Source organism: Corallococcus sp. AB032C, from assembly GCF_003668935.1.
GTDB lineage: Bacteria > Myxococcota > Myxococcia > Myxococcales > Myxococcaceae > Corallococcus > Corallococcus exiguus.
This window is the reverse complement of the sequence record NZ_RAWP01000175.1, coordinates 1-12099: the sequence shown is the minus strand read 5'-3', so window position 1 is coordinate 12099 and position 12099 is coordinate 1. Positions and strand designations below refer to the sequence as shown.

Here is a 12099-nt window from a genome sequence, read left to right as displayed (position 1 = left end):
CCCATCCCCGCCTTCCCGCGTGGGAGGAGAGACGCCTTGAGCGCGACACGAGTGACCCCCGCCGCGAGGGTCCACGACGACGTCACCGAGCCCTCCTACCCGGAGCTGCCCCCAGCCCTGCGAGCCGCCTTCGAGGCCCTGCCCGAGGACGAGGTCCGCGCACGGATGGAGGGCTTTGTCGCCCTCACGCTTCAGCGGCTGCGGGCCCCGGCCGGAAGCCCCGTCCCTCCTCCCATCCCCGCCCGCCTCATCGCCAGGGCCTTCGAGGCGCCGCTGCCGGAGCAGGGGCAACCCATCGAGGCCATCCTCGCGGACGTCGCCGAACACGTGATGCCCCACGGCCGTGACAAGCGCTCGCCCACGTGGTTCGCGCAGTTGGACGTCCCGCCCACGGACTACTCCGTCTTCAGTGGTCTGCTCATCCGCGCCCTGGCGCAGGACCCCATCACCTTCTCGTCCGCGCGCTCGGGCACGTTCGTCGAGCGACAGGTCCTCGGCTGGCTCACGTCGCTCGCATTTCCAGACGACCCCCAGGCCGGAGGCTGCTTCACGTCCGGCGGGACGCAATCCAACTTCCAGGCGCTGCTCATCCTGCGCAACGAAGCGCTGCGCCGCGCCGGGGCGGACGTCAACGCGCTGGGGCTCGTGGAGGCGCTGTCCCGCACGGGCCACCGGGGGATGCGCATCTTCGCGTCCGAGGCCTCGCACCCCAGCATCTTCGCCGCCGTCCGCCAGCTGGGGCTAGGAGACGCGGGACTGCACCGCGTTCCCACCGACGGCCAGGACCGGTTGTGTCCCGTCGCCCTGGACGCCGCGCTGGTGGAAGCGCGGCGCCAGGGCCAGCTCCCCGCCGTGGTGGTGCTGACCGCGGGGAGCTCGGGAGTGGGCGCCGTCGACCCCTTGCGCGAGGGCATGCGGCTGGCCCATCAGCACGGCGCGCTCGTCCACGTGGACGCGGCCCACGGCAGCCTGCTGCTCTTCTCCCAGCGCCACCGGGGCCTGCTCGACGGCCTCCAGGGCGCGGACACCGTCACGCTGGATCCCCACAAGGTGCTGGGCCTCAACGCACAGTTGGGCGGCCTGCTGGTGCGCGACGCGCGGCTGCTCACGCTGCTGGGCAAGGTGAGCCTGGACTACTTCGTCACGAGCGAGGTGTCCGACCTGGGCGAGGTGACGCTGGACGGCTCGCGCGCGCTCAACTCACTGGGCGCCTGGCTGCTGTTGCGCCACTTCGGCCGTGATGGCTACGGCCGGCTCGTGGACCACCTCTTCGCGCTCGCCCGGGACTTCACGCGGCGCCTGAAGAAGAGCGGTTGCTTCGAGCTCTTCCCCGACACGCCGACCATGAACATGCTCGCCTTCCGCCTCCGCCCGAAGGCCGCCAGCGAGACACCCGAGGAGCTCGCGAGGGAGAACGCACGCAACGACGCGCTGCTGTCACGGCTGATGCAGAGCCGGAAGTTCGCGGTGAGCTGCTACCGGCACGCAAGTGGCCGCCTGTACCTGCGGGCCGTCTTCATCAACCCGGCCTCGCGGCCCGAACACATGGCCGCGCTGGCCGACGCGCTCATCCAGCTCGCCCGCGAGGCGGAGTAGCTCCGGGGGCGCCGCTACCAGGCGGCGTCCACGCTCCGGTAGTAGTCACGGAAGTACGGCACCATGCGCTCGCGGTCGTTGTCCACGACGTAGACGAACTCCGGAGGCAGCACGTAGTCGGTGCCAATCTCCTCGTAGACGGTGGTGATGGTGCGCTTGAACATGCGGGCGAACGTCTCGTGCCAGCCGACCTTGGGGATGCGGATGCCGTGCTCCCAACCGGCCGCGGCGTAGTGCCGCGCCGTCTCCTCCATGGCCTCCTCGCGCGTGAAGCGGTTGATGGGCTTGCGCTCGGGAGGGAAGACATTCTCCATCAGGCCGCCCTGTCCCAGGATGAGGCCGGCCATGTGCTGCGACACGAGCGGAGAGAGGAACAGCCCGTCGCGGTAGGTACCGGAGGCGATCCACAGGCCCTCCACCGACGTCCCGCCGATGAGCGGCAGCGTGTCGATGGCGATGGGGCGGTTGCCCACCGCCGTGGAGATGAGCTTCGCGTTCTGATAGCCCTGGTGGATCTGCTCCATCATGCAGTCCATCAGGAAGAACACGTCCGACACGGTGGGCCGGTCCGCCGGCGCGAGCATCGTGTTGTTGGTGGCGCCCACGTAGACGCGGTTGGCGCCCCGGGGCACGACGTGCAGGCCGCAGGCGAAGGCGCGGTTGGGCGTGCGGATGACGCTGGGGTTGAGGGGGAAGTCCGTGGTCTCCAACACCAGCGACGTGCCCATGCCGGGCAGCAGTCGAGGCACACGCCGGGCCAGGTCCGGCAGCGAGTCCAACACCTTCTGGCTCTGCACGCCCGAGGCGAGCAGCACGTGCTTCGCGTTCAGCGTCTGGCCATCCGCCAACTGCACGCCCACGGCGCGGCTACCCTCCACGAGCAACCCGCTGACGGTGTCCTCCAGGAAGGAGACGCGCGACGAGCGCACCGCGGCGCCGGCCAGGCCCGCCAGCAGGCGGCTGGAGTCCAGTGAGCCCTCATCCGGAATAAAGAGCGCGGCAGTGGGGCGGCTGTCCCCGGCGGGGTGCATGCCAGTGATGTGGAGGGGGTCCACGTCCTCGAAGCGCTCCTGGTACTGCTGGAGCGTGCGGCGCATCACGGTGAAGTTCTCATCCTCGATGAGCCCGGAGCGGTTGTTGGCCACGACGAAGGTGCCGGGCGTAATGGCCAGCCGGTCCGCCTCCGGGAGCCGCGCGTTGAGACCTTCGAGCCACGTGGGCCACAGCTTGCGGGCCTGGAGGCCCAGCCCCAGCTTGATGGGGCCGTATTTCCCAGCCACGGATGCCCGGGTGATTTCACCGAAACATCCCATCATCGCGCCGGCCGCCGGCGAGGCGCCGTAGGTCCGTGCCTGGGGGCCGATGACGGCGACCCGGATCTCCGGGTCCCGGGCAACCAGGGCATTGGCGGTGGACAGGCCCAGGACCCCGTTGCCAATGATGAGAACATCGAAGCTGCCAGCCATGACGGAGTGCTCCTGCTCGAGGTGTGCGTCAGCCTGGGCCGCGCCCCGAGAAAGTATCACCAACCGCCGTAGGGCACGGTGATGGCCTCCATGTAATGGCCGCTGGGGTCCTGGAAGTAGACCCCGCGGCCTCCGTCATGGGTGTTGATTTGATTCTCATGCTGGCCGCGCGGGTCGGCCCAATGCTGGATCTTCCGGTCGCGGATCTTCGCTATCAACGAATCGAAGACTTCCTCCGTCACCAGGAACGCGTAGTGCTGCCCGTGGATCGCGTCCTGAGTGGTGACGTAGTCGAGCGACGCGCCGTCCGTCAGTTTCAGCACCTGGAAGTGACCGAAGGGCTTGGGCTCCGGAAGCCCGAGCAATTCCGCCAGGAATTGCGCGGACGCGACCTTGTCCTTCGCGGCGATGATCGTGTGATTGAATTTGACAGACATGGAGGCCCCCCCTGCGGATGAGCCCTCCTATAACGCGCGCCCGTGCTGGAGTGCCAGCGGCCACAGCTTCGCCAGTTCAGCGCGCAGCACCGTTGCACTGGCGTAACGCTCCTCGGGTCGCTTCCGCATCAGCGTGAGGACGACCTGCTCGAAAGCTTCCGGCAGCTCTGGACGCCGCTTCCTCGGAGGCACAGGCGTCTCCTGCACGTGCATCAGCATCAGCGGAACAGGCTGCGCGTGACGGAACGGCAGCTGCCCGGTGAGCAGCTCGTACGCCACCACACCCAGGGCATACAGGTCCGTGGCCGGCGACACGGGCACACCTGTCACCTGCTCCGGAGCCATGTACTCCGGTGTCCCCAGCGTCGCCCCCTGCGCCGTGTTGCCCATCACATGCGCGCTCTTGGCGAGCCCGAAATCCATCAGCTTCAGCACGCCCGTGCGCGTGATGAACAGGTTCCCGGGCTTCACGTCCCGGTGCAGCACCCCTTGCGCGTGCGCGTGCTCCAGCGCCACCGTGGCGTGCGTCAGCCACCGCAAGGCATTGGCCAACGTAGGCCGCCCCTCCATCATCACCTGACGCAGGTCCCTGCCCTCCAGCAGCTCCACCGTCAGGTAGTGCCGGTCCCCATCCGAGCCCACGTCGAAGACATGCAGGATGTTCACGTGCTCCAGCGCACGGGCGTGGTCCACCTCCTGGCGGAATCGCGTCACCATCGCCTCGTCGGCGTACGGCACCGCCAACACCTTGAGCGCCACGCGCTGGTGCTTCTTCGAATCCAGCGCCTGATACACCGCCGACGTGCCACCCACCCCCAGCCACTTCTCCACCCGGTAGCGCCCCGCCACCACCTGCCCGGGGACAAGGCCCTGGCTCGTGGGCACGAGGGGCTGCGGCGTCACCGCGCCTTGGATCAATGTGCCGCCCGGAGACACGGGCGTCCGCACCTGCGGCAGCGTCGGCTCCGAGCCGTCCTCTGCCACGGCGTTGCCCGGCCGCGCGTTCAGCGCCTCCGGGCCCAGGTAGGTCAACCCTCCGCTGTCACGGTCCTTGGAATGCACCCGCCCTCCCCTCTCACGACTCCAGCAGCGAGACGGGGGCCGGCGCGCCTGCGCCTTCGATGTCCAGGTGGGGCGTGGGCAGGTTGTATTCAGCGGCGGCGATGGTGGCCTCCACCATGATGGGGCCGGAAATCTCCGTGGGTTCGCCCTGGCAGAGCACTTCCACCACGTGCTCCAGCGTCCACTTGCCCATGCGGCTCACCTCCAGCCGCTTGCCGTTGAACTTCGCCGTGTCCGACAGCTGATCGCTCGCGGTGAGCTTCGCCTCCACCGAATCACCCAGGTAGCCGCGCGCCAGGTTCAGCACCCGGTCAATCACCGCGCTCCAGGCCTGCAGGTGCGTGCGGTCCTGCGCCTCGTCGATGATGTCCAGGCCCACCTGGAGCCGCTCCATGCGCTCCAGGAACTGATGCACCAGCTTGCCCCGGATGACGCGGCCGTGCTGCGGGGCGATCATCTCCACCGCGGGCGTGAGCTTCCGGATGGCCGCCACCGCGCGCACCAGCGCCGAGTTCACCGGCATGTAGATTTGATGGAACGCCCGGATGCCCGTCCAGTCGGACTCCTCCGCCCACAGGCCCTGCGCCTTGCTGTCCGTGAGGCCTCCGAAGAGGTCTCCCGTGAAGAGCACCCGCGTCTGCGGGTCGTAGAGCATCACCGCGCCCCGGAAGTGGCAGAACGGCGACGGCACCGGCAACAGCTTGTGCCCCGTGGGCACGCTCAACCCCTGCGAGAACTTCTCCGTCGGGATGAAGCGGTTGCGCGGCAGGTTGAAGTGGACGATGAGCCGCCAGGTGTCCTCGGAGCACAGGATGCTCGCGCGCGGCGAATAGCGCGCCGAGATGATGTTCGCGGACGAGCCCACGTCCGGATCCTGGTGGTTGATGAAGAGCGCCGACAGCCGGTCCATCCCTCCAATCAGCGACACCACCTTCGTGTGGATGGTGGAGAAGTCGCTGCTCGACCCGGGGTCGATGAGGAGGTTGAACTCAGAGGGTTTCTTCGTCCGCGTGTCCGTGCCCCGAAAGCGGCGCAGGTACGGGTTGGCGAAGAAGATGCCGCCGGGCTCGCGCTTCCCGACCCAGAAGGTCTCGGGGGCGATCTCCACGGCGGTGCGGTTGAGGTCTATCTGTTGAGGGCTGGGGGCGCTGGGCTGGCTCATGGCGTGTTTCCTTCACGCAAACGAGGGGGTGGGACTGCTCCTCAAGCCTACCAGTCCCACTCCGGTCCCGAGATTCTTCCAGTGCTCCTGCACGGGGGGACATGAGCGCCGCTTCTCGCTCTGCCGCCCCCCGGCAATCAGGACCAATTCAGTACTCGCCGGACTCCTTGCCCGGCCGGTCGGCGAAGAGCTGCACCCAGCGTCCGTCGAAGCCGCCGTTCTGAGGCAGATACCACCCGCCCTGCAGGAAGAAGCCCTGCTCCCGCCCGTCCGTGTCGTCCGTCACGCCCGAGTGCACGAAGTAGTCGTGCTGCCACCAGTACGCATTCGCTGAAGCCGGGTAGCCGCTCGCGCTCATGCGCGTCTGGCCCCGCGAGTCCACCGCCGTGCCCGCCCAGACCTTGTCGCCGAACGAGCCACCGCCGCCGCCCGTGTCCGACGCCTTGTCGTTCAGCTCGAACGTGCCGAAGAACCACGCCTTCGACGGGTAGCCCTCGCGGTCGTCCTGGTTCTCCACGTCGCGCGTCTTGGAGAAGAAGCGCTGCATCCCCGCGCTCACCTCCGCCTGGCCCGCCTCGTTCACCACCGGGCTCTCCAGGTAGAAGAACCGCGGCGCGTCCGGCAGCCAGTGCGTCGCATAGCCCCCCTGCTCCCAGTGCGTGGGGAGGATGTCCGCCAGGTCCTGCAACTCGTACGTGACGCGCTTCACCGCGGGCCAGTTGGCGGAGTCCCCGTTGTCGTAGCGGCTGGCCTGCGCGTCCGCCGTCGAGTACCGCACCGGCTGCGCGTTGAACGCCGTCACCGCCGCCCCGTCGTCCTCCGGCACGAAGACGAAGTGCAGCTTCTTGCGCCCGTCGTCGTTGTTCACGTCCGCCTCCGCCTTCCCACCGGACGCCATCCGGCCCGCGAAGAACGAGTACGAATCCGTCACGAAGCGCAGCTCCTGTCCGTGCGGCGCCAGCAGCTTGTCGGACCACTCCGCCTGCCAGATGAGCAGGTGGCTGCCCGTGCCCGTCTGCATGAACTGGAGGTCGCCGCTGCCCGCCCGGCGCACCACGTTGCGCTTGTGCTGCGTCACCACCGCGTACGCCACGGACTCGCCGCTGCCCGGGTTGCCCACCACGTTGCGAACCTGGAGTTCGACGCGCTCCCAGTCATGCAGCTGCCAGTTGCCCGCCGCGTTCTTATCCAGCGCGTGATACAGGTGATACACGAGGGTGAGGTTCTTCCCCCCGTCCATGTATTCAATCAGTGACGTGTAGAGCGTCGGCCGGATGCGCCACTTGTCGAACGCGCTGGGGCCCACGCGCGACGCGTCCACGTACTGGTTGATCTGCTTCCAGTGCAGCTTGTTGTTGGAGAAGTCCCCGTCCTGGTCGAAGTCGAAGTTCGTCAACCAGTCGTAGCCGTGCTTGTTGTCGTTCGCGTTCGCGCGCTTGAAGATGACCGGCGCGTAGTAGCGCAGGAACGCCTGCCGCTGCGCGTTCGTCAGCGACCAGGCCTGCGCCTCGGCTTCAGCCGGAAGACACAGGCCCACCAGGGTGAACACCGCCACTGCGAGGGGAGCGATTCTCGTTCGGAGGGGGAGCATGGCGGCCGACGAAATCACGGCCCGCCCTTCCCCCTCCACAAAGAAAACTCGAATTCAGGCTTCAGCCAGGATTACACACTAACGCGATGCACTAGGCATCACCGGCACCTTCGGCACGCGGCCGTAGAGCAGCTGGTAGGTGTTGTAGGAGCGCAGCACGCGCTTGATGTAGCCGCGCGTCTCCGCGATGGGGATCTCCTCCACCCACGCATCCAGCGCCAGGTCCGGCCTGGCCGCGCGCCAGCGGTTCACCGCACCGGAGCCCGCGTTGTAGCTGCCCACCGCGTAGGGCGTGTGGCCCTTGAACTGTTTGATGAGGCCGCCCAGGTAGTGCGCGCCGAAGCGGATGTTCAGCTCCGGCTGGAGCAGCGAGTCCACGGTGAAGTGCTTCACCTTGAGCTCGCGCGCCACGCCCTTCGCCGTGGAGGGCATCAACTGCGTGAGGCCCAGCGCGCCGGCCCAGGACAGGGCCTTGGGGTCCAACGCGCTCTCCTCGCGCATCAGCGCCTGGAGCAGGTCCGGCTCCACGCCCGCCGGCACGGTGTGCTTCTCAATCAGGTCGCGGAACGCGTTGGGATAGGCCACCTCCCACACCGGACGCGTCTGCGCGGTGATGCGCCCGCTCAGGTCCTTGCGCAGCGCGAGCCGCGCGATGGCGTGCGCCGACCGCGCGTCGCCGGACTGAGACAGCACCATCACCAGCAGCCGCATGGACTCCGGCGGCTGGTTGGCGCGGTTCACCAGCATCAGCTCCGACGACACGGAGTCCGCGAAGCCCAGCCGCAAGAGCTCCACGCCCGCGCGGAAGTGGGGGTCATCCCCCATGGGGCCCGCGAACATCGGCCAGGGGCTGGCGGCCTCCGGCACGTCGAAGATGGACGACGACACGGCCTCCAGCCGCTTGGGGTCCAGCTCGCCCAGCTTCGAGCGCGCCATCAGGCCGTAGTACGTGGCCGGGTGCTCCACCGCGAGCTTCTCCATCAGCTCCGCGGCGCCCTGGATGTTCCCGCGCTCCTCCAGCGTGCGAGCCCGCCAGTACTGCGCGCGCTCCACGTCGTAGGACTCGTCCGCGGTGGCGAACTGCGCCTCGATGCGGTCCAGGAAGGAGAAGCCTCCGTCCTCCACCTTCGACGTGCGCGCCACCCAGAAGGCCTTGAAGAGCGCCTCGCCCAGGAAGTCGCCCTTGGGGTACAGCCGCGCGACTTCATCCAGCCGCGCCATGGCCTCCTTGGGGCGGTTCGTCTTCACGTACAGGTCGGCCGCGTAGAAGAGCGCGTCGTCCGCGAACGAGTGGTCCGGGAACTCCTTCGCCAGCCGCTCGTAGGTGTCCGGGCCGTGCTGCTGATCCACGATGGAGCGCGACGAGCCCAGCACGTACAGCGCGCGGGCCAGCAGGTCGCGATCCTTGCACTGCTCCACCACCGGCGTGAGGATCTGGATGGCGGCCGTGTGCTGGCGCTCCTTGCGCTGCCCCTTGCCGAACGCGAAGTGCGCGCGGCACGCGAGCGTGTCCGGCAGCTTCATCGTCTTGAGCATCGGCTCCAGGATGGCCATGCCCTGCTTGTTGCGGTGCGCTTCGATGAGCGCCTCCGCGCGGCCCACCTTGGCGTCCAGGGGCGGCGTCTGACCCTTGAGGCGCTTCTCCACCTGCTTGACGATGGGCGACAGGGGCTGGGCTGCCCACAGCTTCCACAGCGCGGCCTTCTCCGCCGCCTTGTCCTTCTTCTCCACCGCCAGGTCCGCCGTGGCGATGAGCGCCTCCGCGCCCACGTTGCGGCCCCAGCCCGTCATCATGCGCTGGGTGAGCGGCGTCAGCGCCTCCATGGCGCCGTCGTAGTCCTTCTTCTTGCGCAGCACGCGCGCCAGGCCCAGGCGCGCGTCCACGTACATGCGCGAGCCCTCCGGCACCTGCTTGAAGCTGGCCGCCGCGTCATCCAGCCGGCCCTGGGACTCCAGCGCCACGCCCGCGTGCGTGAGGCAGCGGTCCTTCAGCGCCGGGTAGTCGTTGGCGAGCGCCGCCATCTCCGTCGCCGCCGACTTGTCGTCCCCGGCCCGCACCGCGGACAACGCGCGCAGGTAGCGCACCGGCGGGCTGTCCCCTTCACCCTCCAGCAGCGCGCGCGCCTTGGTGTACTGGCCCTTGTCGAACGCGTCCTTCGCGTCCCGCTTCTTGCCGTCGGTGAAGTACGGCGTCAGGTCCTCCAGCCCGTAGCGGCGCCCGCGGTGCACCACCGGCGTGGGCGGCACAATCCCCGGGAAGGCCGGGTTGAACACCTGCACGTAGCCCACCGGCAACGGCGCCTTGTCCGCGTCCGGCGGCGGCGTCAGCTGCGCCTCCGACGGCGCGTTGTCCGTGCGCGTCGTGGGGGCCTGATCCGTGTCGTCGCTGGGAGCCGTGGCCGTGGCGGCCGGAGCCGTTGGGGTGGTGCTGGGGACGGCGGGGGCGGGAGCCTGCGCGGACAACAGCGCCGCGGAGGCGAGGAGGGCGAGATGCTGGAGGGACACTTTCATTCGCGGGGGCCTCGGGGACCCTGGGAGATGCGCTCGGGCACGCCCGAGGACAACTGGGGGTGGTTGGAAAATTTCCAGCCCCTGACAGAGGTTAGACTGTCCGCCTGCACATGGATATCCGCACCCAGAGCGCACTGCTTGCTTCCATCATCGGTCTGGCGCTGGGCGTGTCCATGTTGTTGCGCCCCGGACGACCCCGGGTCCTCACGCTCTACTCCGTCTTCACCCTGACGGTCGCTGGGTACTACCTCAGCCTCTTCTTCCACAGCATCTTTCCCTCGCAGGACTACCCCTGGGTGTCCCGCATCGCCCTCGGGGCGACGGTGCTCGCCGTCTCCCTGGTGCCCGGGGCGGCGGTCGCCTTCTTCCTCGAGTTCCTGGGGGTCAGCAAGGGAGCGCACCAGGTCGGCCGGCGGCTCGCCCTCCTGTCCGGCGTGCTGGGCTTGACCGTCGCCGTTACACCCCTGGCGGACAATGGGTGGGCCCGGCTGGCGCTGGGCGCCTGGGTGCTGGGCACGCTGTTCACTTCCGTGTCCTTGCTGGTGCACCGGGTGCGCACGACGGAGTCGCGCATCGAGCAGTTCCGGCTGGCGTACCTGGCCATTGGCGCGGGCGCGGCGGTGCTGTTCAACGGGCTGGACTTCCTGTCGCGCAACGACATCCCGTTCCCCACGCTGGGCCCCGTCTTCGCGACGCTCTACCTGTTCTTCCTCGCGCAGACACTCCTGCGGCTGCGGCTGATGGACCTGCACGAGCTCTTGGGGAAGATCGCCTCGCAGACGGTGCTGGCGGTCATCCTGGCGTCGGTGTTCACGGTGCTGACGGCGTGGGTGGACGAGAACACGTCGCTCTTCGTCTTCAACACGGTGGTGGCCGCGTTCGTCATCCTCATCCTGTTGGATCCGCTGCGCACCAAGGTGGAGGAGATGGTGGTGCGCATCTTCTTCCGCGAGCGCTTCGCGCTCTTGGGCACGCTGAGCACCCTGCGCGTGCGCATGGCCTCCGTCATCGAGATTTCAGAACTGGCGCGCGTGGTGCTGGACGCGCTGCACGAGACGGGGCGCGTGACGCACGCGTCGGTGTACCTGATGGCGGAGGACCGGCCGGGCTACCGGCTCCTGGACTCGCGAGGCCCGCTGCCGGTGGCGCTGCTGGACACGGCGGCCGCGCGCGGCGTGCTCTTCGCGGTGGCCAGCGGGCAGAAGGCGGTGCTGCTGGAGAACATCGAGCGGCGCATCTCCGTGATGCGGGTGCAGGCGGTGGAGGGCAAGCGCTTCCGCGACGAACTGAAGCGGCTCAACGACACGCGCGCCGCGCTGCTCCAGATGAAGGCCGGAATCAGCGTGCCGCTGATGGGCAATGACCGCGTCATCGGCTTCCTGAACCTGTGGGACGAACGGGTGCCAGAGGCGTACGCGTCGGATGAGATCGCGCTCATCCTGGAGGTCTCCGAGCGGATGGCGACGGTGCTGGAGAACTCCAAGCTGTACGAGAAGATCCGCGAGCGGGACCGCCTGGCTGCGCTGGGTGAGATGGCGGCGGGCCTGGCGCATGAAATCCGCAACCCGCTGGGCGCCATCAAGGGCGCCGCGCAGTGCCTGGATCCACGGAAGCTGACGGGCGAGGACGGCGAGTTCCTGGACGTCATCGTGGAGGAGGTGAACCGGCTCAACGGCGTGGTGACGGCGTTCCTGGACTACTCGCGCCCGCTGAAACAGAACTTCGGGCCCACCGACCTCAACGAGGTGGTGACGCGCACGATGCGGCTCATCCAGAACGACATGCCGCCCACGGCGGGGCTGGCGGTGGAGCTGGACCTGCGCCTTCCTCGCTCGGAAGGCGACGCGGAGCAGCTCAAGCAGGTGCTGATCAACCTGGTGCAGAACGCGGTGCAGGCGCTGGGGCCGCAGCCAGGCCGCATCACGGTGCGCACGGAGAAGCCGGAGCGCTTCGGCGACCTGCGCAGCGCGGGCGGCGAGTTCGTGGAGGTGCGCGTCTCCGACGACGGCCCGGGCATCCCGGCGGATCAACAGACGCACATCTTCGTGCCCTTCTTCACGACGAAGCAGAAGGGCACGGGCCTGGGGCTCGCCATCTGCCAGCGCATCGTGAAGAACCACGGCGGCAGCATCAGCGTGCAGAGCAAGATGGGCGAAGGCACCACGTTCATCATCCGCCTGCCGGCCCTGCCCTCCGAGCCGGTGGAGGGCGCGCTGCCGGACGGCACCCCCGCGCCGCCCACGCGCCCCTCCCCTGCCTCTTATACACATCTCC

Annotated in this window: 8 protein-coding genes; 2 read left to right on the top strand and 6 right to left on the bottom strand. The window is 68.7% G+C overall.

The features are described 5' to 3' along the window. Window positions 1-36: 36 nt before the first annotated feature. A complete protein-coding gene (locus D7X99_RS39830; RefSeq protein WP_147476398.1) occupies window positions 37-1596 on the top strand; it encodes an aminotransferase class V-fold PLP-dependent enzyme in 1560 nt (519 codons plus the stop codon). Window positions 1597-1610: 14 nt separating this feature from the next. On the opposite strand, the gene D7X99_RS39825 is transcribed toward D7X99_RS39830, so the two are convergent. From D7X99_RS39825 to D7X99_RS39800, 6 genes are all read right to left on the bottom strand, one after another. Beyond that, window positions 1611-3062 (bottom strand): FAD-binding oxidoreductase, encoded by a 1452-nt coding sequence (locus tag D7X99_RS39825; RefSeq protein ID WP_121782306.1) that lies wholly within the window; start codon window positions 3060-3062, stop codon window positions 1611-1613. Between the two features lie 56 nt (window positions 3063-3118). Further along, window positions 3119-3499 carry a VOC family protein gene (locus D7X99_RS39820; RefSeq protein ID WP_121782305.1) on the bottom strand — a complete coding sequence of 127 codons (381 nt, stop codon included), beginning with the start codon at window positions 3497-3499 and terminating at the stop codon, window positions 3119-3121. Window positions 3500-3526: 27 nt separating this feature from the next. Further along, entirely contained in the window at window positions 3527-4561 is a 1035-nt protein-coding gene (locus tag D7X99_RS39815; RefSeq protein WP_121782304.1) for a serine/threonine-protein kinase, read from the bottom strand. A gap of 13 nt (window positions 4562-4574) precedes the next feature. Beyond that, the gene (locus D7X99_RS39810) at window positions 4575-5723 is read right to left on the bottom strand and encodes a hypothetical protein (RefSeq protein ID WP_121782303.1); all 1149 of its coding nucleotides are present in this window, start codon (window positions 5721-5723) and stop codon (window positions 4575-4577) included. Window positions 5724-5871: 148 nt separating this feature from the next. After that, window positions 5872-7278: a hypothetical protein gene (locus D7X99_RS39805; RefSeq protein ID WP_233614131.1), complete on the bottom strand. Its 1407-nt coding sequence runs from the start codon at window positions 7276-7278 to the stop codon at window positions 5872-5874. A gap of 114 nt (window positions 7279-7392) precedes the next feature. Further along, a complete protein-coding gene (locus D7X99_RS39800) occupies window positions 7393-9825 on the bottom strand; it encodes a transglycosylase SLT domain-containing protein (RefSeq protein ID WP_121782301.1) in 2433 nt (810 codons plus the stop codon). 110 nt (window positions 9826-9935) lie between these two features. On the opposite strand from D7X99_RS39800, the gene D7X99_RS39795 reads away from it, so the two are divergent. Further along, a partial coding sequence (locus D7X99_RS39795; RefSeq protein ID WP_121782300.1) for an ATP-binding protein occupies window positions 9936-12099 on the top strand: 2164 nt, incomplete at its 3' end.

Bases quoted from the DNA above. Each gene is read 5' to 3' on its own strand.
- D7X99_RS39820 (WP_121782305.1), bottom strand. From the start codon at position 3,499: ATGTCTGTCAAATTCAATCACACGATCATCGCCGCGAAGGACAAGGTC.
- D7X99_RS39810 (WP_121782303.1), bottom strand. From the start codon at position 5,723: ATGAGCCAGCCCAGCGCCCCCAGCCCTCAACAGATAGACCTCAACCGC.
- D7X99_RS39825 (WP_121782306.1), bottom strand. From the start codon at position 3,062: ATGGCTGGCAGCTTCGATGTTCTCATCATTGGCAACGGGGTCCTGGGC.
- D7X99_RS39800 (WP_121782301.1), bottom strand. From the start codon at position 9,825: ATGAAAGTGTCCCTCCAGCATCTCGCCCTCCTCGCCTCCGCGGCGCTG.